This window comes from Chenggangzhangella methanolivorans (assembly GCF_042648545.1).
GTDB classification, from domain to species: Bacteria; Pseudomonadota; Alphaproteobacteria; order Rhizobiales; family Methylopilaceae; genus Methylopila; species Methylopila methanolivorans.
The window spans coordinates 474,105-497,721 of the sequence record NZ_JBHRXS010000006.1 but is presented as its reverse complement, the minus strand read 5'-3'; the positions used below and the strand labels follow the sequence as shown (position 1 = coordinate 497,721).

General features: G+C 68.9%; 22 protein-coding genes and 1 tRNA gene. 9 read left to right on the top strand and 14 right to left on the bottom strand.

The features are described from left to right. The first annotated feature begins 280 nt into the window (after positions 1 to 280). Genes ACFOWB_RS13660 through ACFOWB_RS13650 form a run of 3 tightly spaced genes read left to right on the top strand, consistent with a single transcriptional unit; the run spans position 281 to position 2,744 of the window. A complete protein-coding gene (locus ACFOWB_RS13660) occupies positions 281 to 1,540 on the top strand; it encodes a pilus assembly protein (RefSeq protein WP_378147829.1) in 1,260 nt (419 codons plus the stop codon). Then, positions 1,537 to 2,124, top strand: coding sequence for a TadE/TadG family type IV pilus assembly protein (locus ACFOWB_RS13655; RefSeq protein ID WP_261402761.1), 588 nt, complete (start codon positions 1,537 to 1,539; stop codon positions 2,122 to 2,124). Before ACFOWB_RS13660 ends, ACFOWB_RS13655 begins: the two co-directional genes overlap by 4 nt. Beyond that, positions 2,118 to 2,744 carry a TadE/TadG family type IV pilus assembly protein gene (locus tag ACFOWB_RS13650; protein ID WP_261402760.1) on the top strand — a complete coding sequence of 209 codons (627 nt, stop codon included), beginning with the start codon at positions 2,118 to 2,120 and terminating at the stop codon, positions 2,742 to 2,744. The genes ACFOWB_RS13655 and ACFOWB_RS13650 overlap by 7 nt, the downstream gene beginning before the upstream one ends. A gap of 60 nt (positions 2,745 to 2,804) precedes the next feature. Here the strand turns inward: ACFOWB_RS13650 and guaA are convergent, their stop codons facing one another. The 6 genes from guaA to guaB all read right to left on the bottom strand — a co-directional run bounded on the left by guaA (position 2,805) and on the right by guaB (position 9,987). Further along, on the bottom strand, positions 2,805 to 4,367 hold the full coding sequence (guaA, locus tag ACFOWB_RS13645; protein WP_261402759.1) for a glutamine-hydrolyzing GMP synthase: 1,563 nt from the start codon (positions 4,365 to 4,367) through the stop codon (positions 2,805 to 2,807). Between the two features lie 82 nt (positions 4,368 to 4,449). Further along, a complete protein-coding gene (locus ACFOWB_RS13640) occupies positions 4,450 to 4,740 on the bottom strand; it encodes a hypothetical protein (RefSeq protein WP_261402758.1) in 291 nt (96 codons plus the stop codon). Between the two features lie 52 nt (positions 4,741 to 4,792). Further along, a complete protein-coding gene (locus ACFOWB_RS13635) occupies positions 4,793 to 6,085 on the bottom strand; it encodes an RsmB/NOP family class I SAM-dependent RNA methyltransferase (protein WP_261402757.1) in 1,293 nt (430 codons plus the stop codon). A gap of 76 nt (positions 6,086 to 6,161) precedes the next feature. Next, on the bottom strand, positions 6,162 to 7,853 hold the full coding sequence (locus ACFOWB_RS13630) for a hypothetical protein (protein ID WP_378147825.1): 1,692 nt from the start codon (positions 7,851 to 7,853) through the stop codon (positions 6,162 to 6,164). Positions 7,854 to 8,061: 208 nt separating this feature from the next. Next, entirely contained in the window at positions 8,062 to 8,484 is a 423-nt protein-coding gene (locus tag ACFOWB_RS13625; protein ID WP_261402754.1) for an MAPEG family protein, read from the bottom strand. Between the two features lie 9 nt (positions 8,485 to 8,493). After that, on the bottom strand, positions 8,494 to 9,987 hold the full coding sequence (gene guaB, locus ACFOWB_RS13620) for an IMP dehydrogenase (protein ID WP_261402753.1): 1,494 nt from the start codon (positions 9,985 to 9,987) through the stop codon (positions 8,494 to 8,496). On the opposite strand from guaB, the gene ACFOWB_RS13615 reads away from it, so the two are divergent. Both ACFOWB_RS13615 and ACFOWB_RS13610 read left to right on the top strand, forming a co-directional pair. Next, positions 9,986 to 10,135, top strand: coding sequence for a hypothetical protein (locus tag ACFOWB_RS13615; RefSeq protein WP_261402752.1), 150 nt, complete (start codon positions 9,986 to 9,988; stop codon positions 10,133 to 10,135). The genes guaB and ACFOWB_RS13615 overlap by 2 nt on opposite strands. A 114-nt stretch (positions 10,136 to 10,249) precedes the next feature. After that, complete coding sequence (locus ACFOWB_RS13610) at positions 10,250 to 11,698, top strand: MFS transporter (protein ID WP_378147822.1); 1,449 nt, start codon at positions 10,250 to 10,252, stop codon at positions 11,696 to 11,698. A 25-nt stretch (positions 11,699 to 11,723) separates the two neighbouring features. Here the strand turns inward: ACFOWB_RS13610 and ACFOWB_RS13605 are convergent, their stop codons facing one another. Then, complete coding sequence (locus ACFOWB_RS13605; RefSeq protein ID WP_378147820.1) at positions 11,724 to 12,650, bottom strand: UDP-3-O-acyl-N-acetylglucosamine deacetylase; 927 nt, start codon at positions 12,648 to 12,650, stop codon at positions 11,724 to 11,726. 120 nt (positions 12,651 to 12,770) lie between these two features. Here ACFOWB_RS13605 and ACFOWB_RS13600 point away from each other — a divergent pair, with 120 nt between their 5' ends. Beyond that, positions 12,771 to 13,271 (top strand): superoxide dismutase family protein, encoded by a 501-nt coding sequence (locus ACFOWB_RS13600; protein ID WP_261402751.1) that lies wholly within the window; start codon positions 12,771 to 12,773, stop codon positions 13,269 to 13,271. A 3-nt stretch (positions 13,272 to 13,274) separates the two neighbouring features. Here ACFOWB_RS13600 and ACFOWB_RS13595 read toward each other — a convergent pair whose 3' ends face one another. The 3 genes from ACFOWB_RS13595 to ACFOWB_RS13585 form a co-directional block, all read right to left on the bottom strand. Next, positions 13,275 to 13,526: a hypothetical protein gene (locus ACFOWB_RS13595; RefSeq protein WP_261402750.1), complete on the bottom strand. Its 252-nt coding sequence runs from the start codon at positions 13,524 to 13,526 to the stop codon at positions 13,275 to 13,277. Positions 13,527 to 13,702: 176 nt separating this feature from the next. Further along, entirely contained in the window at positions 13,703 to 14,455 is a 753-nt protein-coding gene (locus ACFOWB_RS13590; protein WP_378147818.1) for an RlmE family RNA methyltransferase, read from the bottom strand. After that, the gene (locus ACFOWB_RS13585; protein WP_261402749.1) at positions 14,452 to 15,555 is read right to left on the bottom strand and encodes a Ppx/GppA phosphatase family protein; all 1,104 of its coding nucleotides are present in this window, start codon (positions 15,553 to 15,555) and stop codon (positions 14,452 to 14,454) included. Before ACFOWB_RS13585 ends, ACFOWB_RS13590 begins: the two co-directional genes overlap by 4 nt. 305 nt (positions 15,556 to 15,860) lie before the next feature. Between ACFOWB_RS13585 and ACFOWB_RS13580 the strand changes: the two genes are divergently transcribed. The 3 genes from ACFOWB_RS13580 to ACFOWB_RS13570 all read left to right on the top strand — a co-directional run bounded on the left by ACFOWB_RS13580 (position 15,861) and on the right by ACFOWB_RS13570 (position 19,886). Beyond that, entirely contained in the window at positions 15,861 to 17,549 is a 1,689-nt protein-coding gene (locus tag ACFOWB_RS13580; RefSeq protein ID WP_378147815.1) for an L-lactate permease, read from the top strand. A gap of 206 nt (positions 17,550 to 17,755) precedes the next feature. Next, a tRNA-Gln gene (locus tag ACFOWB_RS13575) sits at positions 17,756 to 17,829 on the top strand. A 173-nt stretch (positions 17,830 to 18,002) separates the two neighbouring features. After that, positions 18,003 to 19,886 carry a hypothetical protein gene (locus ACFOWB_RS13570; RefSeq protein WP_261402748.1) on the top strand — a complete coding sequence of 628 codons (1,884 nt, stop codon included), beginning with the start codon at positions 18,003 to 18,005 and terminating at the stop codon, positions 19,884 to 19,886. 422 nt (positions 19,887 to 20,308) lie between these two features. Here the strand turns inward: ACFOWB_RS13570 and ACFOWB_RS13565 are convergent, their stop codons facing one another. The 4 genes from ACFOWB_RS13565 to ACFOWB_RS13550 are packed head-to-tail and all read right to left on the bottom strand — an operon-like array spanning position 20,309 to position 23,551. After that, positions 20,309 to 20,713: a hypothetical protein gene (locus tag ACFOWB_RS13565; protein ID WP_261402747.1), complete on the bottom strand. Its 405-nt coding sequence runs from the start codon at positions 20,711 to 20,713 to the stop codon at positions 20,309 to 20,311. Next, a complete protein-coding gene (locus ACFOWB_RS13560; RefSeq protein WP_261402746.1) occupies positions 20,713 to 21,483 on the bottom strand; it encodes a metallophosphoesterase in 771 nt (256 codons plus the stop codon). The genes ACFOWB_RS13565 and ACFOWB_RS13560 overlap by 1 nt, the downstream gene beginning before the upstream one ends. Beyond that, the gene (locus ACFOWB_RS13555) at positions 21,483 to 21,872 is read right to left on the bottom strand and encodes a hypothetical protein (protein ID WP_378147808.1); all 390 of its coding nucleotides are present in this window, start codon (positions 21,870 to 21,872) and stop codon (positions 21,483 to 21,485) included. The genes ACFOWB_RS13560 and ACFOWB_RS13555 overlap by 1 nt, the downstream gene beginning before the upstream one ends. A 14-nt stretch (positions 21,873 to 21,886) precedes the next feature. Next, on the bottom strand, positions 21,887 to 23,551 hold the full coding sequence (locus ACFOWB_RS13550; RefSeq protein WP_378147806.1) for an AAA family ATPase: 1,665 nt from the start codon (positions 23,549 to 23,551) through the stop codon (positions 21,887 to 21,889). Between the last annotated feature and the right edge of the window lie 66 nt (positions 23,552 to 23,617).

Here is a 23,617-nt window from a genome sequence, read left to right as displayed (position 1 = left end):
CGGTTTGGCTCGTCAGAACATATACCCGTTGCGGCTCGACGATACTGAATAACACCAATAGCATCCCCTGCGTCGCGCCAACTCAAGAATATACAACTTACGGTTTAAAGTGTAATCTGTACTAATATTTCTAGATTTAATCTTTTCTAAGAGCCTATTCGTCATCTACGCAGAGTTCAGCGGCAACAGCCTCGAACTCCTATTGCGTATCCCGCCTCGCGGACGACTTGCCTCGCTGGAGGCGCGGGTCGGACGCGGTTGGCTTGAGTGAGCAGGCAGAATGTCGTCGTGGTGGAGGTTAGGCCGGGACAACCGCGGATCGATTCCGGTTCTGTTCGCCTTGACCCTCGTGCCGCTGATAGGCCTCGCCGGAGGCGCCATCGACTACAGCAAGGCGATCGCCGACCGGGCCCGACTGAACAACGCGCTCGACGCGGCCGTCATCGTCGGAGCGAAACAGGCGCAGTCGGACGACGCGAAGAATCTGACCAACAAGGCCATCCGCGCCAACGCCAAGGCTGCGGCGACCGACTACTTCAACACGGCTCCGAATCTCCCCGTCGGGGCGAAGCCGACCTTTACGGTCAAGCTGAACAACCGCACGGTCACGGTCGAAGGCAGCTACACGTCGACGACGCCCGCGTCTCTTCTGAAGATCATCGGGTTCGACAAGTTCGCGATCGGCGGCACGGCGGCCTCGGCGATCGACCTGTCGCCCATGGTCGACATCCATCTGCTGATCGACGTCTCCGGCTCGATGGCGCTCGGCGCCACCACGGCCGACATCAACAAGCTGACCTCCAACCTCGGCTGCGCCTTCGCCTGTCATGACGGCGTCAAGGTGAAGAACACCCAGCTCGATGCGTTCGAATGGGCGCTCGCGAACGGCGTGACTCTCCGCATCAACGAGATCAACGCCGGCATTCTCGACTTCATCGCCTGGCTGAAGACGCAGACGTCCTCGACGAAGCGCATCAGGATCGCGGTCCACAGCTTCAGCACCACGCTCGAGACGATCGTTCCGATCACGGCCACGCTCAACGCCGCGGCCACCAATCTGCCGAAGGCCCCTGACGCCTCCGGCGAATTCGACGGCGCGACGCATTTCAACGAGATCATGGCCCAGTTCTCCGACGAGGTCGGCGCATCCGGCGACGGCGCTCAAGACGCTCGAAAGCTCGTCATCATCGCAACTGACGGCGTGCAGGATCCCAATCGGACGTGGTCTTGGAACATCCCGCTCCGCAAGAAGGTGGTCCCGTTCTCGCCGGACGACTGCCGCAAGATCGACCCGAGCGTCTCGATCGGCGTGCTCTACGCGCCTTATCTGAAGATGCCCTGGGACTGGGGCTACAACGCCACCCTCGGAAGCCCGAGCCTGATCGGCGGCCCCGGCACGCGATGGGACGACATCGTTCCCCAGTTGAAGGCCTGCACGACCTCCGCCGACCTGTTCGTGGACCTGTCGACCACGGCTTCGGTGGGCGCGGCGTTCACCAGCATCTTCCAGCGGTTCACGCAGGTGAGGCTGACGAAGTGATCGGGCGTCTCCGGCCGACGGTGGCGCTGCGATCATTCGCGCGATCCCGGGACGGAAGCTACGCCGTCGAATTCGCGATCATCAGCAGCCTGCTGGTGGTCTTGGTGATCGGCCTCGTCCAGTTCGCCATGATCTTTCTGGCCCGCAACAGCCTCGAGGCCTCGCTCCAGACGGCCTCGCGCTCGGTTCTCACCGGCTCGTTCCAGACCGACAACGCCGACGCCAAGGACGCGGCGACGATCCTCGCCAATCTTCGCTCGTCGATGTGCGGCTCAGGCGCCAAGGCGTCGGTCCTCTCGCTGAGCTGCGCGAACATGAAAGTCGACGTCTCGGTCGTCAGCGCGTTCGCGGGCGCGCAAAGCGGCTCGGCGCTCGACGCCTCGGGCGGCTGGGCGAAGAATTTCGGCACGTCCTACGCCTGCCCCGGCCCCAGAAGCATCGCGGTCATCCGGGCGGCGCTGAAATATCCGCTGTTCGTCCGGGCGCTGTCCTTCGGGCTCTCGAGCTTTTCGGACGGGGCCGCCCTCATCCAGTCGAGCGTCGTGTTCCGCGTCGAACAGTACCAGTCGGGCGCGTCATGCTGAGGCGCGCCTCGGCCCGATCAAGGCGGTCGTTCGCCCGGGAAGACGGCGGCGTCGCGGCGATCGAATTCGCTTTGTTCGCGCCGCTTCTGATCGCGCTGTTTCTCGGCTGCGTCGAATTCGTCAACGCGATCGACCATCGCCGCAAGGTCAATCAGGTCGCGCGCACGATCGCCGATCTCACGGCGCAGGGCGACGTCCAGAACCCGATGTCGGCCTCTCTCCTGCGCGACATCTTCGCTTCCGCCGTCCCGATCATGGCTCCCTACGCGTCCGCGCTGGAGGAGGTCCGGGTCTTGGCCGTCGGCGTCTATGCGGGAAAGCTCGGACTTCCCTATGTCTGCTCGAGCTGGACGACTGGCTCCAAACCCCGTTCGGTCGGTTTCGCCGCGGACATCGACGTCCCGGACAACTTCAAGCGGTTCGGGGCGAGATACGTCGTCGCCGAGATCAGGACGCCCTACCGGCCGGTGCTGGGAAGCCTGACGTCGAAGTTCGTCAAGGGCCTGAACCTCGACTTCACATGGTCCGAGGTCGCCTCGTGGCCCGTGCGCGGCGGCGGCGCCTACACGATCCTGACCGACGCTGAGGTCGTGCTGCCGAACGGGAAACCGTGCCCGTGACGGTCGTCCGGATCGTCGGCGACGCTCGGCGTCACGTCTGAACGAGCGCCCGCGCGGGCGTCACTCCCACTCGATCGTCCCGGGGGGCTTGGAGGTCACGTCGTAGACCACGCGGTTGACGCCCCTCACCTCGTTGATGATCCGGGTCGCCGCGCGGCCGAGGAAATTCATGTCGAAGGGGTAGAAGTCGGCGGTCATGCCGTCGACCGAGGTCACGGCGCGCAAGGCCAGCACATATTCGTAGGTGCGGCCGTCGCCCATGACGCCCACGGTCTTCACCGGCAGCAGAACCGCGAAGGCCTGCCAGATCTCGTCATAGAGCCCCGCCTTGCGGATCTCGTCGAGATAGATCGCGTCGGCCTGGCGCAGGATCTCGAGCTTCTCGCGGGTGATGTCGCCCGGGCAGCGGATCGCCAGACCCGGCCCCGGGAAGGGATGGCGGCCGACGAAGCTCTCGGGCAGGCCGAGCTCACGGCCGAGCGCCCTCACCTCGTCCTTGAAGAGCTCGCGCAAGGGCTCCACGAGCTTCATGTTCATGCGTTCGGGCAGCCCGCCGACGTTGTGGTGCGACTTGATCGTGACCGAGGGGCCGCCCGAGAACGAGACGCTCTCGATGACGTCGGGGTAGAGCGTTCCCTGCGCGAGGAAGTCCGCGCCGCCGATCTTGCGGGCCTCGTCCTCGAACACGTCGATGAACAGGCGCCCGATGGTCTTGCGCTTGACCTCTGGATCCTCGACGCCCGAGAGCGCGTTGAGGAACATGTCGCTCGCGTCCACATGGACGAGCGGGATGTTGTAGTGGCCGCGGAACAGGCCGACGACCTCCTCGGCCTCGGCCTTGCGCATCAGCCCCTGGTCGACGAACACGCAGGTGAGCTGGTCGCCGATCGCCTCATGCAGCAGCACCGCGGCGACGGACGAGTCCACGCCGCCCGACAGGCCGCAGATCACCCGGCCCTTGCCGACCTGTTTGCGGATCTTCTCGATCGCCTCGTCGCGATAGGCGGCCATCGACCAGTCGCCCGAGCAGCCGCAGATGTCGCGCACGAAGTTCTGCAGCAGCTTGCCGCCCTGGGGCGTGTGAACGACCTCGGGGTGGAACATCAGGCCGTAATAGTGCCTCGACTCGTCGGCGATCGCGGCGAAGGGCGCGTTCTCCGAGACGCCGACGATGCGGAAGCCCGGCGGCATGCGGACGATGCGGTCGCCGTGGCTCATCCAGACGATGTTCTTGCTCTTGTCTTCCCAGACGCCGGTGAAGAGCCGCGAGGGCGCCACGACGTTGAGGTCGGCGCGGCCGAACTCGCGGTGATGGCCGCTCTCGACCGAGCCGCCGAGCTGTTCGGCCATGGTCATCTGGCCGTAGCAGATGCCGAGCACCGGAATGCCGGCGTCAAAGACCGCCTGCGGGGCCCGCGGGGTGCCGATGTCCGCCACCGACGCCGGACCGCCCGAAAGGATGACGCCCTTGGCCCCGAAGGTCGCGAAGGTCTCCTCCGCGAGATTGAACGGCGTGATCTCGCAATAGACGCCGGCCTCGCGCACCCGTCGCGCGATCAGCTGCGTGACCTGCGAGCCGAAGTCGATGATGAGGATGCGGTCGTGATTTTGGGCGGCGCTCATGCGCAGTCAGTACGCCGAACCCTTGGGCCGCCGCAACGGCGCCTGCGCAGAGCTAACCGTCGTTTTTTGCCGCGGACTCGTGTCAGAGCCGTCCGCCGCCCGGCGACGCCGGCTCTCCGGGCGCGGCGTTCGGCGTCGCGGGCGGGCTCGTCGGCGACGCGGCCGGGCTGCAGACCGACGGCGCCTCGGCGGCGAAGCGCGCCGAAAGCTTGCCGCAGCCCCAGTTCTTGAACGCGGGCGGCAGGACCTCCGCCACCGTGGTCCCGATCCGGTCGTTCGGGTTCGGACCCCAGTTCGCGTACCAGATCCAGTACCCGGCGACGAGCACGACCAGAACGCCGATCAGCTCCAGAAACCCTCTGATGGTGCGCATGAATTCCCTCGGCTCGCCCGTCCTGTGGGAGATGTCGCCGAGGGCGGCCGCGTCAAGAGCGCGTGAGGATCGCGACGAAGAAGCCGTCGGTGCCGGAACGCCGCGGGGTGAAGAGGAACGCCGCGCCGTCCTCCGTCGCATGGGCCGCAAGCGACGGCGCGCCGACAGCCGCGGCGGCCTCCGCCGCCGGCCTCGGCGCGAAATCGGGCCGCCGCTCGCGGAAGGCCGCGACCCGCGCGCCGTTCTCATGCGGCAGCAGCGAACAGGTGACGTAGACGAGCCGCCCGCCGGGGCGCACCAGAAGCGCGGCGGCGTCGAGGGCGGCGTCCTGCTCGATCATGCGCTGCTCGAGCGCGCCTGGGCGCATGCGCCACTTGGCGTCCGGATTGCGCCGCCAGGTGCCCGTCCCCGTGCAGGGCGCGTCGACGAGCACGAGATCGGCCCGCTCGTCGAGATCGGCCAGCACGTCCTTCGCCCCGCGGGGCGAGCGGATCTGGAGATTGCGCAGCCCCGCGCGCTCGGCCCGCTCGTGCATCGGCGCCAGCCGGCGGATGTCGCTGTCATGGGCGTAGAGCTGGCCGCGATTGTCCATCTGCGCGCCGAGCGCCAGGGTCTTTCCGCCGGCGCCGGCGCAGAAATCCACCACCTGCTCGCCGACGCCCGCGCCCGCCAGCAGCGCGGCGAGCTGCGAGCCTTCGTCCTGCACTTCGACGAGGCCCTTGAGGAAGGCGGGCTCGGCCTGCACGGGCGGGCCGCGGCCGTCGGAGGTGAGCGCGACCCGGAGCCCGAAGGGGGAGAGCGGCGTGGCTTCGGCGTTGAGGTGAGCCAACGCCGCCAACGCCTTGTCACGGTCGCCTTTCAGCACGTTGACCCGAAGATCGAGCGGCGCGCGCTGCGCGAGCGCGGCTCCCTCGGCCGCGCGATCGTCGCCGAACGCCTCGGCGAGCCCCGCGTCGAGCCACTCCGGATAGTCGCCGGCGACATGGGCCGGCGCGCCGTCGAGCGAGCAGCCGGCGATCGCCGCGCGCTCGGCCTCGTCGGGAGCCGCCGGAGCGTGGCGGTCGCCCGAAAAGCTCGCGGCGAGCCCGTCGGCCGTGACCCCGCGCACGAAGGCGAGCGTCCCGAGCGCAAGCGCCCGCGGGGCGTCGGAGCCCATCCGCCAGGCGATCGAGGCGCGCTGGCGAAGCGCGTCATAAGTCAGGCTCGCGATGCGCGCGCGGTCGCCGGAGCCCGCGAAACGATGCGCCGCGCCCCAGTCCTTGAGCGCCTTGGCGGCGGGAGAGCGTCGCTCCTCGATCTCGGTCAAAACCTCGATCGCGGCTTGCGCATGGGCGGCGGGGGTCATCGGCGGGGCTCCGGAGCGAGCCCCGCGAGGTGCACGAGGGCCGCGCCGATTGCAAGCCCCGACGGCGCGACGGCGATTATTGGATGACGTTGGCGGAGGTGAAGTTCTCGAGCTTGTACTTCTTCAACCGGACGGTCGCGCTCGCGCCCTTCGGATCGGTCTGGTCGACGAGGGTGATCACCACGTCCTTTCCGACCTGCTTGGCCGCCGCCACGACGTCCTCGCGGCCGTTGTAATGAAACGCGGAGGCGTCGACGCGGTCGATCGACTGGAAGTCGAGGATCGTGTCCTTGCCGCCCTTCGGCGCGAAGATGAAGACGTCCGCGCCCGGCCCGCCCGTGATCGTGTCGTTCCCGCCGCCGGGCGCGATCTGGTCGGCGCCCGCGCCGGCGACGATGACGTCGTCGTCCTCGCCCCCGTCGATCAGGTCGTCGCCGTCGCCGCCCTTCACCTCGTCGGAGCCTTCGCGCGCGAGCAGCGTGGCGGCCGCAGCCTTTGCGGCCAGCTTGTCGCCCTTCGGCGTTCCGACGGCCAGCGCGGCGATCCGGTCGCCCCAGATGCCGCCATTGGCTGCGAACAGCTTCAGGAAGTCGCCATTGGGCAGGACCGCGTGTTCGGTGTTGTTGTTGGGGATGGCGATCTCGCTCGGACCGTCGATCCCGAAGCGTTCCGTCACGAGATCCTCGGACAGCGGCTTGCCGGCGGGGTCGAAGAACCGCATCCGCTGCGTGGCGAAGCCGCCGACCACCTGGACGTTGTGCCAGCCGATCCCGAAGCCCTTGTCGAACGCCACGATCTCAGGCTCCGCCTGATCGCCGGACACGTCGCGGTGGACGACGAAGTCCTTTCCGACCGCCTTACCCTTGCTGTCGAAGACGCGGGCGTAGACGTCGAACCGCAACTGCTGGCCGGCGTCGTAGGCCACCCAGGTCACCACATATCCGCCATTGGATATGGGCTGGGCCTTCACGGTGAAGCGCGCGAAAGCGAAGAAGTCGAGCGCGGGCATCGTCGTGCTGTTGATCTGGAACTGCTTTCCGGGCTTGCCCGCGCCGTCGAACGGCACGCCCTTGAGCTGGCTGTCCGAGGCGCGGAAGATCGCGACGCCGCCCGAGCCGTTTGCCACCACGGTCTGCTCGTAGCTCGCGGCGCCGAACGGTCCGGAGACGTCGTCCTCCACCACGCGCGACGCGCCGACGGGCTTCATCGCGCCGTCGAGCTTGATCAGCGTGGTGTCCTCGCCGCCGGTCGCGAAACTGCGGGTGACGACCGCGACCTTGCCGTTCTTCAGCAGCGCGAGATCGTGGATGTAGCTCGCGGCGCCAGACGCAAGCACGGGAGTGATCGCCCCGATCTTGCCGGTCGCCACATCGTAGACCGCGCCCTTCAGCGAGGGGCTGAAGGAGGCGTTCGGCCCCTTCCAGACGACGCCCACCTTGCCGCGGCCGAGGTCGACCAGCGTCGGCAGACCTTCGACGAAGCCCGGACCGTCAAGCTGCAGCGGTTGGCCGACCGCCGAACCGTCGTCCTTGAAACGCTGGATCAGGATGGTGGCGGAGGTTCCCGAAGACCGGTTCCACGCGACCACAAGCCCGCTCGAGGTTCCGACCGCGCTGATCTTGCTGTCGGAGGTTCCGGCCGCCGGCGCCGTCAGGGCCTTGGGCGTGGTCGGAAAGTCCGCCGCCGCCGCGCCCCCTGCGCAGCACAGCGCCAGCATCGCAGCCGTTCCGACGGTCGACAGCAGGAAAGTGGTCGCAGCCTTGGGCACTCGCATATCCGTTCCCCCGATTTACGGGGGCGGACAATGCTGAAGAGATTTTCGAGCGGCAAGCATCGAGGCCGCCGAAAATCCTCTCCTAAGGGTTCTTACTTACCCGAGATCAGACGTCCGAAATATTGTCGGACGACAACAAATATCTACTAACGCGTTGCAGCGCCTGAGTCCGGCCTTGGACAGACGGGATCCGCACGACGTCTTAGAGCCCGATGAACACTTTGAGAGCGAACCAGATCCAGAGCGCCATAAGCGCGATGGCGCCTGCGAGAAACAGGCTGAACCGGCGGCGGACCCGATTCGTCCCGACGTGCTCGAAAGCGTGCAGGTAGCGAAGCGCGACGAACACCCAGCACAAGCCGACGAAAACGAGATCCGCGGTTTTCGTGACCAGCGCGAGCGTGACCACGGCGTAGAACAGCGGCGGCAGCTCGAGCTGGTTGTGAAAGCAATCCGAGACCTTCGCGGCCTTTTCGGGCCAGGCGAAGCCGCGGGGCGAGCCGCGGCCGACCTTCACATCGCCGGCGCGCGCCGCCGCGATGCGCGCGCGCCCCATGGCGACCAGCAGCACGAAGGTCAGCAGAACCTGCGCGAAGAGCGGAGCGAGGACCGCCTGGACGGTCATCGCCGCGCCTCAGGCCACGCTCGGATAATTCGGGCTCTCGCGCGTGATGGTCACGTCGTGGACGTGGCTTTCGCGCAGCGACGCGCCCGAGATGCGGACGAACTGCGCGCGGCTGTGAAGCTCGGAGATGGTCGGCGCGCCCACATAGCCCATGGCGGCGCGCAGGCCGCCGGCGAGCTGGTGGAGGACCGCCGCGACCGGGCCCTTGTAGGGCACCTGCCCCTCGATGCCTTCCGGCACAAGCTTCAGGCGGTCGTTGACCTCGGCCTGGAAGTAGCGGTCGGCGGACCCCTGCGCCATCGCGCCCACCGACCCCATGCCGCGATACGACTTATAGGAGCGGCCCTGGTAGAGGTAGACCTCGCCGGGGCTCTCGTCGGTGCCGGCGAGCAGCGAGCCCACCATGGCGGCGTCCGCGCCGGCGGCGATGGCTTTCGCAAGGTCGCCCGAGAACTTGATGCCGCCGTCGGCGATGACCGGCACGTCCTCGCGCCTGGCGACGTCGACCGCCTCCATGATGGCGGTGAGCTGCGGCACGCCGACGCCCGCGACGATGCGGGTGGTGCAGATCGAGCCCGGGCCGATGCCGACCTTCACGGCGTCCGCGCCGGAATCGATCAGCGCGCGGGTGGCGTCGCCGGTCGCGACGTTGCCGGCGACGATCTGGACCTCGTTCGAGAGCCGCTTGATGCGGGCGACGACGTCGAGCACGTGCTGGGAATGGCCATGGGCGGTGTCGACCACGACGAGGTCGCAGCCGGCGTCGATCAGCGCCTCGGCGCGTCCGAAACCCTTGTCGCCGACGGTGGTGGCGGCGGCGACGCGAAGGCGGCCCTGAGCGTCCTTGTTGGCGTTCGGATTGGCGACCGCCTTCTCGATGTCCTTCACCGTGATCAGGCCGACGCAGTGGTAGTCGCCGTCCACCACCAGCAGCTTCTCGATGCGGTGGGTGTGGAGCAGGCGCTTGGCCTCCTCCTGGGTCACGCCCTCATGCACCGTCACGAGGTTCTCATGCGTCATGAGCTCGGAGATCGGCTGGCGCGGATTGGTGGCGAAGCGCACATCGCGGTTGGTCAGGATGCCCACGAGCTTGCCCGGACGGCCGTTCGCCGTGCGCTCGGTCACGGGAATTCCCGAGATGTTGTTGCGCTTCATCAGGTCGAAGGCTTCGGCGAGCGTGGCGTCCGGCGCGATGGTGACCGGGTTCACCACCATGCCGCTCTCGAACTTCTTCACCTGCCGCACTTCCGCGGCCTGCTGCTCGGGATCGAGGTTGCGGTGGATCACCCCGATGCCGCCGGCCTGCGCCATGGCGATGGCGAGGCGGGCTTCCGTCACCGTGTCCATCGCGGACGAAATGATCGGGATGTTGAGCGAGATCGTGCGCGTGACCCGCGAGCGCAGATCCGCCTCGCCGGGCATCACTTCCGACAGACCAGGCCTAAGCAGCACGTCGTCGAAGGTGAGAGCTTCCCTGGCGAAGACCTCTTCGAAGCGAGACATGGCCGACCTCCTCGGATGGGTGCGCGCGCACGAGATGTGCGTGATGCGCCCGGCGCCGCCCGTCGGCGTCCGGCCCCTGATGCGCGAAAAGCGCCGCTGGGGGAAGTTGGCGCGGACCTTTAGCACGGCGATGACGCGGCGCAAATGACGCGATGGCGCAGGGGGCGGACGGAGCAGCGCCGTCCTTGCGCCATTCAACCGTCAGGCATGCGCGGCGGCGGGTCGTTGGCGCCGCGCGCAACCCTATATCGCGCTCAGTCCGATGCCCACCTTCCCCAACACACGCGTGCCTGCGCGCATCCTCGTTCCCCTGATCGTCGCCTGCGCGCTGTTCATGGAGAACCTCGACTCGACCGTGCTCGCGACCTCGCTGCCGGAGATCGCGCGCGAGCTCGGGGAAAACCCGATCGATCTCAAGCTCGCGCTGACCTCCTACCTGCTCAGCCTCGCGATCTTCATTCCCGTGTCCGGCTGGCTTGCGGACCGGCTCGGCGCGCGGCTCGTCTTCCGCGCCGCCATCGCCGTGTTCGCGCTCGGGTCGGCGCTTGCGGGCTTCTCCTCCTCGATGCCCGAGATCATCGCGGCCCGCATCGTCCAGGGCATGGGCGGCGCCATGATGGTGCCGGTCGGACGCCTCGTGATCCTTCGCACCGTGCCGAAGTCGGAGCTCGTCGGCTCGCTCGCCTGGCTCACCATCCCGGCGCTGATCGGCCCGGTGCTCGGCCCCCCGGTCGGCGGCTTCATCACCACCTATTTCTCCTGGCGCTGGATCTTTTGGATCAACCTGCCGATCGCAGCGCTTGGCCTCGTGCTCGCGACGCTGTTCATCCCGGACGTGCGCGCCGAGGAACGGACCCCCTTCGACACGAAAGGCTTTCTGCTGTCCGGCTTCGGCCTCGCCACGGTGGTGTCGGGCTCGACCGCGCTCGGCCTCGACGCCCTGCCCCATTGGGCGGCCGTCGCGATGCTTGGCGTGGGGGCCGGCGCGATCTGGCTCTACGTGCGCCACGCGGAGACGGCGGAGCACCCGATCCTCGACCTGAAACTGTTCCGCATCCCGACGTTCCGAGCCGCGATCGTCGGCGGTTCGCTGTTCCGCGTCGGCATCGGGGCCGCGCCCTTCCTGCTGCCGCTGATGCTCCAGCTCGGCTTCGGCATGACGCCGTTCCAGTCCGGCATGCTGACCTTCGCCTCGGCGCTCGGCGCGCTGGTGATGAAGTTCACCGCCAAGCCCATCCTCAAGCGCTTCGGCTTCCGCGCCGTCATGGTGTCGAACGCGCTCGTCGCCGCATCGATGATCTCGGTCCCGGCGCTGTTCACCCCGGCGACGCCCGCGTTCCTGATGCTGGTCGCGCTGCTGGTGGGCGGCTTCTTCCGTTCGCTCCAGTTCACCGCCGTGAACGCGCTCGGCTACGCCGACGTCGACCAGGCGCGGATGAGCGGCGCCACGAGCCTCGCAAGCGTCGCCCAGCAATTGTCGCTGTCGGTCGGCGTCAGCGTGGCGGCGCTCGCGCTCGAATCGATTCTCGCCGCGCGCGGCGGCGCGACGCTTCAGGCGGGCGACTTCCCGATCGCCTTCGCGATCATCGGACTGATTTCGGCGGCGTCGGTGTTCATCTTCGCCCGCATGGCCCCGGACGCCGGCGAGGAGGTTTCGGGCCATGTGGGTCCGCGCCCCGACCCGGTGACGGCGGCGCGCGAGCGCGGCTGAAGCGGAGTGCGCGCTTCGAGACGCCTCAGTCCTTCGCCTTCTTCCGGGTCCCGTCGGCCCTGTAGGTCACGACCTCCCAGGCGTTCGGCGTCGTCATGAGGGTCTTCAGCAGCCCGAAATTCGCATCGTGGCCCGGACGGATGGCGATGATCCGCCCCACGATCGGGAGCCCCGCGAGGGCGAGGTCGCCAACCACGTCGAGCGCGCGGTGGCGCACCGGCTCGTCGGGAAAGCGCAGGCCGCCGATCGCGCTCTTGCCGACCAGCGCCGCGATGGTGTTCTGGCTCGCCCCGCGCAGCATCGGCTCGCGGCGGAACAGCCCGGCGATCCTGCCGACGATCGCCCAGCGCATGCGCCCGAACGAGCGCGAGACCGCGAGCTCCCGGTCGAAGGTCTCGGCGTCGATCCGCCCTTCCCACCGCATCTGCCCGAAGTTCGACAGGGTGATGCCCGAGCGCAGCTCGAAGGCGGGCGCGGGTTCTGCGGTCTGCTTCTTGTCCGCAGCCTGGTGGCGCACGCGCTTGACGACCCGCAGATAGCGGCGATCCCGCGCCTGCTCGACGCGGCCTGCGTCCCGGATGCGCGCGCACCACGGCTCGGCGCTGCCGTCGAAGATCGGCAGCTCCTCGCCCTCGATCTCGATCAGCGCATTGTCGATCTGATGGGCCGACAGCGCGGCGAGCAGGTGCTCGACGGTGCGAACCAGCGGTCCGTCGCCAAGCTGGAGCGCGGTGCAGAGCGGCCGCGAGCGCCGGTTGGTCCAGACCGCCGGCACGTCATGAGCCACGCCATTCAGGACGCGGCGGAAGACGCGGCCATGGCCCTCCGGCGCCGGCAGCACGCGCACCTTCGAGACGCGGCCCGTGTGGAGGCCGATCCCTTCGCCCTCGAAGACCGCTCGAAGCGTCGCCTCCTTCAGGGGCCCGGGCGGAGGCGGCGGCTCGTCGCTCATGCCCGCCTCACGCCATCGCGAAGCGCGAGACGAACAGGCCGCGGAACCTCGGCGCGCTCCGATGCCTTCCCCATGGCGGGCGCGTCGCGTCCGGCCGCTTCACGACACGGGAAGATCGACATGACACGCACCATCGCCGCCGCGCTCCTCGTCGCCGCCCTGAGCCCGGCGGCCGCGCTCGCCGCAGATGCCTACGAGATCATGGGCAAGGACGGCAAGGCGATCGGCAGCCTCTCGCTCACCGAAGCGCCGTCCGGCGTGCTGATGGAGCTCGAGCTCCAGCCCAGCTCGATGGAGCCCGGCAAGCACGGCCTCCACTTCCACGAGACCGCCGACTGCTCCGACGTCGGCCAGTACAAGAAATCCGGCAGCCACGCCGGCCACGCCGAAGGCAAGCACGGCCTGCTTAACCCGAACGGCCCGGAGCCCGGCGACCTGCCGAACCTCGTCGTCGGCGCCGACGGCTCGGCCAAGGTCGAGCTCTTCACCGGCCTCATCAAGCTCGACGGGTTGAAGGACGCCAACGGCAGCGCGCTGATCATCCACGCCAAGGCCGACGACCACAAATCGCAGCCGATCGGCGGCGCCGGCGACCGCGTCGCCTGCGCGGCGATCAAGTGAGGCCTAGCCCTCGCGGATGAGCCGCGCCTCCTCCTCGCCCGCCTTGCAGCGGCGGGCGAGCGCCTGGCCGGACGCAGGATCGTCCAGCAGGCGCGTGAACTCCGCGTCCGAAATCTCGTAATGCGAGGGGCAGATCGAGTCGCCGTCGATCACGTCGACTGAGATGTAGCGCTTGCCCGTGACGCGCTCGATGCCGAGCGCGTAGTTCTCCTCCTCGGAGATCATCAGGTCGTCGAACTGGTAGGCCGCGCCCATGGCTGAACGTTCCGGTGACGAGGGCATTCTAGCGCGTCCAACGCGGGACGAAACTGCGCGCTTCGAGACGCCCGCTTTGCGGGCGCTTTGGCATGAGGAGCGTCGTGCATGTTCTAACAGCCCTCATGCTGAGGAGCTTGGCGTCCAGCCAAGCGTCTCGAAGCACGCAGTCCGCCTCAGCTCTCAGACCCGGAGCCCCGAAATCCCGTCGCCAGCACATAAAGCTCGGCGGAGTCCGCGCGGCTCGCGGGCGGCTTCACATGCTCGACCTTGGCGAAGTCGCGCTTGAGCGCGGCGAGCAGCTCGCCCTCGGTGCCGCCCTGGAACACCTTGGCCAGGAACGCTCCGCCCGGCGCCAGCACTTCGCTCGCAAACAGCGCCGCGGCCTCGACGAGGCCGATGATGCGCAGATGGTCGGTCTTGCGATGGCCGGTGGTGTTGGCGGCCATGTCCGACAGCACGAGGTCGGCCTGCCCGCCAAGCTTCTCCTTCAGGATGTCCGGCGCATTGTCGTCGAGAAAGTCGAGCTGCATGAAGTCGACGCCGGGGATCGGCTCGATCTCGAGAAGGTCGATCGCGATCACCTTGCCGCGCCCTTCCGTCGAACCGACGCGGTCTGCGGCGATCTGGCTCCAGCCGCCGGGGGCCGCGCCAAGGTCGACGACCCGCTGGTTGGGCTTCAACAGCCGCTTCTTGCCGTCGATCTCCAGCAGCTTGTAGGCCGCGCGCGAGCGGAACCCGTCGCGCTTGGCCGCCTGCACGTAGGGATCGTTGAGCTGGCGGTTGAGCCACTGGGTCGAGGCGTGGCTGCGCTTCTTGGCGGTGCGCACCCGCACCTCCAGTCCGCGCGACGCTCCGCCGCCCGCGCCCGGCCGCGCGCTTCCCGTTCCGGCGCCCTTGCCGCCGCCTTTTCCGCCCTGCCCGCTCACCCGCGCCGCCCGCGCCTGCGCGGCCCGCGGCGGCGCCAGACGCCGTCGGCGCGCATCAGCTCGACCAAAATTCCCTCGCGCAGGCCGCGATCGGCGACCCGCAGCCGCGCGACCGGAAAGGCGCGCCGGATCGCCTCGAGGATGGCGCAGCCGGCGAGCACGAGATCGGCGCGGTCCGGCCCGATGCAGGGGTTCTGGCAGCGCTGGTCGTAGGACATCTCGCGGAGGCTCTCGACGACGCGGGTGACGTCGGCGGTGGCCATCCACTGGCCGTCGACGAGACGCCGCTCGTAGCGCGGCAGGCCGAGATGGACGCCGGCGATCGTCGTCACCGTGCCCGACGTGCCGAGGAAATGGATGTCGCTGAGCGAGGCCGCGAGCGTCTCGCGCTCCGGGAAGGCGTCGAGCATCCGCTCGACCTCCGCCACCATGTTCTCGAAGACTTGCGTGGTGACCTTCACGCCGCCGTGCCGTTCGGCCAGCGTCACGACGCCGACCGGGAGCGAGGCCCAGGAGCGCATCGAGAGCGCGCCCGACCCGCCGCCGCGCTTGCGCTCGAGCCAGACCACTTCCGAAGATCCGCCGCCGATGTCGAACAGGATGACGCCGCCGGCCGACGGATCGGCGAGCGAGGCGCAGCCGGCCGCCGCGAGCCGCGCCTCGGTCGCGCGGTCGATGATCTCGAGCTCGAGCCCTGTCTCCTCGCGCACGCGCTCGAGGAAGGCTTCGCCGTTGTCGGCCTGCCGGCACGCCTCCGTGGCGATCAGCCGGGCGCGCGAGACGCTGCGCGCCGCCATCTTGTCGCGGCAGATGGCGAGCGCCGACACCGCGCGGCCGATGGCGTCGTCGGACAGGCGTCCCGAATGCGCGAGCCCCTCGCCGAGCCGCACGATGCGCGAGAACGAATCGACCACGCGAAACCCGCGCTCGCGATCGGGCCGCGCGACCAGCAGGCGGCAATTGTTGGTGCCGAGGTCGAGCGCGGCGTAGGTGCGCGCAGGAGCCCTCTGATCCGGCTCGGCCCCCGCCGCGGATCGCCCCGGCGGGGGCGGCGCGGCCGCTGGGCCTGCGTCGCGAAGCGACGCGGTGGTTTCAGTCACGTGCGACCGTTCCTTCGACCGCCGCTCGGAACGCGCGCGCTAAGGGCGCAGATTCGGGGCGGTCCATGTGCTGTCTTCCCCATGACTGTAGCAGCGGCCGTCCCTGCCGCAAGCACGCGATGGCGGAGGCTTTGAGGCCGCGCGCCCGGAACGCCCTGAGATTTCCACCGAAAACCTACACGGAGGCGTGATCGTGCGGGGCGCTTGGGATACCATCGGGCCTTCGACAGCGCGCGCGGGGAGACGCCGCGCTGCCGGCGTTGAAAAAAGCGCGCCCATCCGAAGCGCGCAGGAGACACAAGCCCATGGTCTGGCAACAGGTCTACGACCCATTCGGGAATGCGGTGATATCGACGCTCGTCGCCGCCATTCCCATCGTCGTGCTGCTCGGCGGCATCGGCGTCCTGCACATGAAAGCGCACACGGCCGCCATCGCCGGCCTGATCGCGGCGCTCGCCATCGCGATCTTCGCCCACGGCATGCCGGTCGACAAAGCGGGCATGACCGCGCTCTACGGCGCCGCCTTCGGCCTGCTGCCGATCGGCTGGATCATCCTCAACATCATCTTTCTCTACCAGCTGACGCAGGAGAAAGGCCTTTTCGTCGTCCTGCAGGACTCGATCGCCGGCATCACCGACGACCGCCGCCTGCAGCTGCTGCTGATCGCCTTCTGCTTCGGCGCCTTCTTCGAGGGCGCGGCGGGCTTCGGCACGCCGGTGGCGGTGACGGGCGCAATCCTCATCGGCCTCGGCTTCTCGCCGCTCGCGGCTTCCGGCCTGTCGCTCATCGCCAACACGGCCCCGGTCGCCTTCGGCGCGCTCGGCACGCCGGTGATCGCGCTGCAGTCGGTGACCGGACTTCCGCTCGAGGATCTCTCGGCGATGATCGGCCGCCAGCTGCCGTTCTTCTCGGTCATCGTGCCGTTCTGGCTTGTGGCCGCCTTCGCGGGCTTCCGCGGCATGTGGCAGGTGTGGCCGGCGATCCTCGTCGCGGGCGTCAGCTTCGCGGTGCCGCAGTTCCTGGTCTCGAACTATCACGGCCCCTGGCTCGTCGACGTCGTGGCCGCGGTGGTCTCGATCGGCGCGCTGACCTTCTTCCTGAAGTCCTGGAAGCCGCGCGAGGTCTGGGTCTCGGCCGACGGCTCGGCTCCGACCTCGGGCGCGGGCGCCGGCGGCGGCCATGTGGGCAAGACCCACGACCGCGCGCTCGTGATCCGCGCCTGGATCCCGTGGCTGATCCTCTCGGTGGTCGTGTTCCTCTGGGGCATCCAGAGCGTGAAGGCTCTGCTCGACAGCATCTCGCTGGTGCAGTTCGAGGTCGCCCATGTCCACAAGCTGATCGAGCGCGTGCCGCCGGTCGTCGCCAAGGCCTCGGCCGAGGGCGCGATCTACAAGCTCAACTGGCTGTCGGCCACCGGCTCCGGCATCCTGCTGTCGGCGATCATCGCGGGCTTCGTGATGGGCTTCTCGCCGCTCCAGATGCTGAAGGTCTACTGGAAGACGCTGGTGCTGGTGCGCTACTCGCTCATCACCATCGCGGCGATGCTCGCGCTCGGCTTCGTCACCCGCTACTCGGGCGTCGACGCCACTCTGGGCCTGGCCTTCGCCAAGACCGGCTGGCTCTACCCGTTCTTCGGCGCGATGCTCGGCTGGCTGGGCGTGGCGCTGACGGGCTCCGACACCTCGTCCAACGTGCTGTTCGGCTCGCTCCAGAAGATCTCGGCCGAGCAGCTCGGCGTCTCCTCGACGCTGATGGCGGCCGCGAACTCCTCGGGCGGCGTGATGGGCAAGATGATCGACGCCCAGTCGATCGTCGTCGCCTCCACGGCGACGCGCTGGTACGGGCACGAGGGCGACATCCTGCGCTACGTGTTCTTCCACTCGATCGCGCTGGCGAGCCTCATGGGGCTTCTGGTGATGGCGCAGGCCTATATGTGGCCCTTCACCGAGATGGTGATCCATCCGCCCGCCGTGACGGCGCCCGCCGGCCACTAAGGGCCGCCGGAACGCCCCGAAAGACCGCGACGCCGCCTGGACCCCTCCGGGCGGCGTTTGCGTTTGTCCACGCAACTGTGAATTTGCGACGCCTGCCCTGCGCCGTCGCCCTTGCCCATCGCCCGCGAACCCGCTAGACGATGCGCCGCGACGCGAAGAACGCTTCGGCGGCCTTCGCCGGCGACTATCGCCGACCGCGCCCCTGCTGGGGGATAGTTTAACGGTAGAACCGCGGACTCTGACTCCGCTAGTCCTGGTTCGAATCCAGGTCCCCCAGCCACTTCCTTCCTAATCAACACCACTAAAAATCGTTCATAAATGAGGGATTTTGGCCTAGCGGCTAAAGATCCCGCAGGGCCGAGCCGTGCGCTCCTCGACCCCGGAAACCCCTCGACCCCACAGAGTGGCCTTGTTAGAGGCTTGTTAGAGACCCCGATCTCTAACGAGGCCGAAATGACCGAAAGCGCCGTGGTCACGCTCTCCCCCGCCTTGGTGAAGGAAGCCTTGGCCCTCGCGGCCTCGGGCTACGAGACGGGCGTGTGGATTCGGACCGACACCGGACGCACCGGACTGCAGGTCCGTGTCGAGGGCCGGAACGCCGTCTACATTCTGCGCTGCTCCAACAAGGGCAAGTCGCTCACTCGCACCCTCGGCCCCGTCCTCGCCGACCAGTCGAAGCTCCCTCCCGAGCAGCGCACGCCGGGCCTGCGCAATGTCTCGGAAGCGCGGCTCATGGCCCGCGAGGTCCGCGAGCGGTTCGTCGCCGGGCTGGACGTGAGCGACGCCTGGATCTCGGCGCGTCGGCTCGGTCAGGACGCGGCGACCGCCGACCGCACCGCGGCGACCGTCGAGCATGTCGCCGCCGGCTCGTGGACATACGAAGACCTCGTCGAGCGCTACGTCGCCCTCAAGACCCGCGAGCGCGTGACGAAGTCGGGCGAGGTCCGGCCACCCAAGAAGAAGTCCGAGTCCGACGTGCGCCGCTACATGACGTATCCGTCGACTGCTCATCTGCGCGGCCGCCTCGTGCGTGACCTGACCGTCGCCGACCTCGAGCGCGCTCGAGACGAGGCTTGGGCGACGGGAGCGACCGGGCCGCAGCGAAAGATCGTGGTCTACGTGCGCGGGGCTCTCACGTGGGCCATGAGGAAGCATGCCGCGGCATCAGGCCTGCATGGGGTCGCGCCGTGGTGGCTTGCGGTCGAGCATCTCGACGCTCCCACCAAAGCGCAGCGTGCGTCGGTGACCCGCTCAAAGGGTCCGCGACCTCTCGGCGCCCGCGACGCGGCCCGGCTGCTGTTCGTTGCCGAGAAACACAGGGTTGTCCCGGGCCGCGAGCAGTCGCACCCGACCGATGAGGTCGTGCTGGCCGCGCTGTGGTGGCTGGTCCTCGGCGTTCAGTGGAGCCATGCGTCGGCTGGTGTGGAGCGGGAGCATGTCTACCCGCCGGAGCCTGAGAGCCTGACGACGTGGTGGAACGTGGAGTTCGACCCGCTACTGACCAAGTCCGGGCGCTGGCACACGTTGAGCATCAGCCAGCGCGTCTACGACAAGACGATCGGCCGAGCGCTTGCCGCGCCCGACAGGCGGAAGGGTTCGCGCTACGTGTTCCCATCGACCACCAGCAAGGACCGCGGGCGGGACAGCCACACCGACCGTCCCCTCGGCGACAGCGCGCTCAACATCCTCATTGATCGCTTGCGGGGCAAGCGGGCTCTCGTCCGCGGTGGGATCAAGCTCCCCCCGTCGGGGATCGACCTGCTCGAGGGCATGCCCCCCGTCAGCCCGCACAAGCTGCGTTCGGCGCTCACGACCGAGCTTGCCGACCTCGCGCTTCCCGCGGGCGGAGCCACAGCGGTCCTCGATCACAAGGTCCCGGGCGACAAGGCCGACGAGGCGCATGTCGAGTCCGAGGTGACGAGGCGGCACTACAACAAGTCCGCGAAGGCTCGATTGAAGTATCTCACGCTAGAGGCGTGGGCCGACCGGGTGTTCGAGGAATACGAGGCGCTGCGCGCTGCCCAAGCCGAAAAGGATGCGATCGTTCAGGCGGGCATTAGGCGCCGGATGCTCCGCGACGGCCTGATCCAGAAAGGGACCGCGAAGGTCATGGCGGAGTCCAAGCCCATCCCCGTCGTCGAGTTGCCGGGTGATGTGACCATCGACATGCCTGTCGGCTGGCAAGAGGAGCAAGACCGCCATCGCGAGCAGCAGGAGGCCGAAGAGGCCCGCCGCGCCGAGGAAGAGAACGCGCGCGCCGCGGCGGAGCGAAAGCCGCTGTCGGAAGGGCTGAAGGCGTTACTGAAGACGCGGCCCGACGACCTGTCGGAGGACTAGGCGGCCCGCCACTCGTCCGATTCTTTGCAGGGGACGCACACCCGCTGCCCGGGGCCGGCCGACCACATGCCCCTGCCGCACATCAGGCACGGCCTCCGGCGCCCGGACGCCAAGGATTCACTCGCCGACGATCTCCCGCGAGTCCTCTGGGGCAGTCCCCGGGCCGTGGCGGCTCTCGCCACGCTGCTCTCCGTGCGGTCCATCTCCAAGCCGATCTCGACGGCGCTCGCGCCGTCGCCCCAGCGCCTGATCAGCGCCTCGATCTCCTCCGCCGTCTACGGCCGCCTGCTGGTCATCATCGTCTCCCCCGCCGAGGGGAGCATTGGTCCAAGACCTCGCCGGCGCGAGGCCGCCGGGCGGGATTCTGGCGATGACGCGCGCGACCGCGTCGCCCAGCGCAATGAACGTCGGCGGCAGCGGCCTCATTCGTCGTCCGCCTGGCTGCCCGACCACGGCGGCAGCCCACGGGCCGTGACCGCGTCGAAGAACTCGCCCAGCTCCATCCCGAGCGCATAGCGAGCGGTGCGGTCGCCGACCTCGCCCGCGGCGTATCGAGCCACGACCTCGTCGACTGGCGGGACGCGTGGGGCGGCCCGAAGCTCTGCCGCGACGTGGTCGTAGCGGCGAGCGAGGTCCTCGAGCGCGGGATCCCCTGCTGACCTCAGGTCAGCGGCCCAGCCGTCCACGTGGTGGAGGTCCTCGTGCCAGGGCCAGTAGTGCGGCGACCTCTTGAGCGCGTGCCCCTTCGGAAGCGCGAACGACGACTCCCAGTTGAGCTCCCTGAGATCGTCGATGACGTGCAGCATGTCGCGCTCGATGCCCGACATCATCCGACCTCGACCACGAGCGCCGGATCGAACTCCGCATTCTCCCTGCCGAAGCCCCGGGGGTTGGCAATGATCCGAGTGTCTCCGACGACGTAGTCGACGCTCGCGTGCATGTGGCCGTGGATCCAGAGGTCCGGCCTACCGGCCTCGATGAGGTCCGTCAGGTCGGAGGCGTAGGTCTCCGACGACACCGCGCCAGCGAAAGGCGCCGAGACGCTCCGCGGGTGCGGCGCGTGATGGGTGACGACGACCGTCGGGCCGTCGAAGGGAACAGCCAGCTCGCCCTCTAGGAAGGTCCTCGAGCGCTGGTGCCGCCGCCGCAGGACTTCGGCCTTCAGGCCGTGCCGGGCGTCGGCGCTGGTCCCGTCGGCCCAGCGCATGGCCCACGCCACGCTCTCGTCTCGCTCGCGCCCGGCTGCGGGTGCGTAGAGCGAGTAGTCGGTCCACAGGGTGCAGCCGAGGATTCGGACCCCGGCGACGACGCGGACCTCGTCCTCGAGCAGGTGGACAGGGCGGCCTCGGGCGGCGCGGAGACCGCCGAGCAGCGCCCAGTCGGTGCGATCACCCCACAGCTCGTGGTTCCCCATGACGTAGACGACGGGCATGTGCCTGCCGATGTGACGGGACAGCCAGCGAACTGCCGAGCGCGGCCGGCTGGCCACGTCCCCGGCGACGACGCACACGTCGGCGGCCGGAATCTCGGGGATGTCGTGCGGCTCGAGGGAGTAATGCTCGAGGTGCAGATCGGAGAGGACCCAGAGCCGCGCCATCAGCCCGTCCAGCCGTCATGATCGTCGCAGCGGGTCGCATACCAGCCGCCGGAGTTGCGCAGGCTCCCCGGCCGGCCGCACACGTCGCACGTCCGCTCCGAGGCTTCTTCGGCCCAGTCGACGATCTCGTCCACGCGCGGTCCGCCCGCGTGGTAGGCCCTCAAGGTCCCAAATTTCTCTTTGACCTGGCTGAACATCGTCCACTCCCGGTCCTCGGGAGCCAACAGCATGATCCGCTTGCACATTTCGCGGAGCAGGAACCGCCATCCCCCGAGGCATTCAAACCCGAAACCCGGGGCGAAAAGCTCAGGGAAGTCGGCCACCATCCGCTGGTGCCAGTCGTGGGAAAGCGCCAGCGAGCGCGCCACCTTCCTGTCGTCGGTTGTCATCACGGTCGCCTCCATCAGTTCGGGTTCGTCGTCGCGCGGCGGGCCGCAAGCAGCGCTTCGACGAAGCGGCGCAAGGTCCGCACGCTGCCGCTGTCGCCCCACGCCGCGGCGAGGGCCGAAAGCTCTTCGCCATCGAGGGGCGGAAGGAAGCGCTCGTCCTCGCCGCGCTCGTGCGCGATGTCCCTGAGGACCGACGCGGTCAGCACCGGGAGATGCTCGGCGGCCGGCCGGGGCAGCCGCAGGATCCTCAAGCGGTTCCTCAGCGGAGCCGGGATGCCGTCGAGGGTGTTGGCGGTGCAGATCCAGCTCACGCCGGAGAGGTCGACTTCCGCGTCGAGATACTGGTCCCTCCACGCCCGCGCCGTCAGCGGCTCGAGCAGGCTCAGCAGGCTGTCGTGCAGGGACCCGGCCGAGGACCTGCCTGCTTTCTCGATCTCGTCGACGACGAGCGCCGGGTTCGGAACGCGGTGCGCCGCGATCGTCGCGAGGGGCAGCGAGGGATAGGCGCTATACCAGCGCCGCGGGGACCCGGTGACCGCCTGGTCGTTGCACGTCCCCGCGTCGAGGGTGGCGACGGGCAGGTGCAGACGCTCGGCCACCCGGCGCGCCAGACGCGACTTGCCGCCTCCGGGGTCGCCCACGATGACGGCCGGCCGGATGCGGATGACCCGATCCTCCGCGAGGCCGTCCAGCAGGGCGTCGACGACCTCAACGGCGTGCGGGAACTCCTCGAGCAGGGAGGCGCGGACGTGGTCGAGGGCGTGGCCCCGGCGCGGCGCGAGATGCGCCCCGAGGACCTGCTTGATGGAGGTCGGAAGGTCCTTCTTGACCAGCTCCGACACGGCGGTCTCGGCGACCACCACGACCGACCTCTCGGCCATCCGCTTGCGGATCTTGTCGACGGCGGAGGGGTCCTGAAGGGCCTCGAGTTCGGACATGAGACCCTCGCCGAGGACGGGCTCCGGCTTCGAAGCGGCCTCGGCCTTCGCCTCGCGGGCCTCCTTCCGCGCAACGTCGTTGACGCCCTCCGCGTAGCCATCGGCCCACTGCTGCTGCCCGAGGCCGTGAAAGACGTTGACCGCGAAGCTCGTGGCCCGACGCTCGACCTCGGCTCGCCGATCGGTGAGGTCCTGGGGGACCTCGCGACCGATGACGGGATCGACTAGGCTCCCCCATGCGATCGCCCGGGAGGAGGCGTTGAAGAGGCGGATCTCGACCCGCTCGCGCTCGCTAAGCGCCGCCCCCTCGAGCGGGCGCTTCAACATGTCAACCAGCAGCCGCTCCAGTCCGCGCGCGATCCCGGCCCAGCCGGCCGCGACCTCGAGGACGGCGAGACGTTCGCCCGCGGCGGCGCAGGCGACGGCGAGGTTCCAGCGGTGACGGTGGGGCAGCCCGGCGATCGCGGCCTCGGCCCGCAGGCCCGGCATCGCAGCGAGGTCCGGCGGCTCGGCCTCGAAGATCGCGCTCTTGAGACCCTTGAGCGCCGGGATCACGTCGCCGCCGAGGTCGGAGGACCCCACCCACGAGTTCGGGTGCTTGAGCGAGGCGCCCGCGACGCCGCGGTTCCCCTCGCGGTAGGCGTTCTCGTCCACGCAGAAGTCGTGCAGGGCCTCGAGCGGATGGCGCTCGGCGGCGCGCTCGGCGAGGTCCTTCGGCAGTTCCGTAAGCGGCTCGGTCATGGGGTCCCCCTCGGCTCGGCGGTTCACGCCGGGCGCGGGGACCCGGCGGTCAGTCAGCGATGGTCG

Excerpts from the sequence above, each read along its gene's own strand:
- ACFOWB_RS13570 (WP_261402748.1), top strand. The coding sequence starts at position 18,003 with ATGACCGAAAGCGCCGTGGTCACGCTCTCCCCCGCCTTGGTGAAGGAA.
- ACFOWB_RS13635 (WP_261402757.1), bottom strand. The coding sequence starts at position 6,085 with ATGACCCCCGCCGCCCATGCGCAAGCCGCGATCGAGGTTTTGACCGAG.
- ACFOWB_RS13660 (WP_378147829.1), top strand. The coding sequence starts at position 281 with ATGTCGTCGTGGTGGAGGTTAGGCCGGGACAACCGCGGATCGATTCCG.
- guaB (WP_261402753.1), bottom strand. The coding sequence starts at position 9,987 with ATGTCTCGCTTCGAAGAGGTCTTCGCCAGGGAAGCTCTCACCTTCGAC.
- ACFOWB_RS13615 (WP_261402752.1), top strand. The coding sequence starts at position 9,986 with ATGGCCGACCTCCTCGGATGGGTGCGCGCGCACGAGATGTGCGTGATG.
- ACFOWB_RS13605 (WP_378147820.1), bottom strand. The coding sequence starts at position 12,650 with ATGAGCGACGAGCCGCCGCCTCCGCCCGGGCCCCTGAAGGAGGCGACG.
- ACFOWB_RS13625 (WP_261402754.1), bottom strand. The coding sequence starts at position 8,484 with ATGACCGTCCAGGCGGTCCTCGCTCCGCTCTTCGCGCAGGTTCTGCTG.
- ACFOWB_RS13640 (WP_261402758.1), bottom strand. The coding sequence starts at position 4,740 with ATGCGCACCATCAGAGGGTTTCTGGAGCTGATCGGCGTTCTGGTCGTG.
- ACFOWB_RS13565 (WP_261402747.1), bottom strand. The coding sequence starts at position 20,713 with ATGTCGGGCATCGAGCGCGACATGCTGCACGTCATCGACGATCTCAGG.
- ACFOWB_RS13550 (WP_378147806.1), bottom strand. The coding sequence starts at position 23,551 with ATGACCGAGCCGCTTACGGAACTGCCGAAGGACCTCGCCGAGCGCGCC.
- ACFOWB_RS13595 (WP_261402750.1), bottom strand. The coding sequence starts at position 13,526 with ATGGGCGCGGCCTACCAGTTCGACGACCTGATGATCTCCGAGGAGGAG.
- ACFOWB_RS13560 (WP_261402746.1), bottom strand. The coding sequence starts at position 21,483 with ATGGCGCGGCTCTGGGTCCTCTCCGATCTGCACCTCGAGCATTACTCC.
- ACFOWB_RS13600 (WP_261402751.1), top strand. The coding sequence starts at position 12,771 with ATGACACGCACCATCGCCGCCGCGCTCCTCGTCGCCGCCCTGAGCCCG.
- ACFOWB_RS13610 (WP_378147822.1), top strand. The coding sequence starts at position 10,250 with ATGCCCACCTTCCCCAACACACGCGTGCCTGCGCGCATCCTCGTTCCC.
- ACFOWB_RS13650 (WP_261402760.1), top strand. The coding sequence starts at position 2,118 with ATGCTGAGGCGCGCCTCGGCCCGATCAAGGCGGTCGTTCGCCCGGGAA.
- ACFOWB_RS13555 (WP_378147808.1), bottom strand. The coding sequence starts at position 21,872 with ATGACAACCGACGACAGGAAGGTGGCGCGCTCGCTGGCGCTTTCCCAC.
- guaA (WP_261402759.1), bottom strand. The coding sequence starts at position 4,367 with ATGAGCGCCGCCCAAAATCACGACCGCATCCTCATCATCGACTTCGGC.
- ACFOWB_RS13580 (WP_378147815.1), top strand. The coding sequence starts at position 15,861 with ATGGTCTGGCAACAGGTCTACGACCCATTCGGGAATGCGGTGATATCG.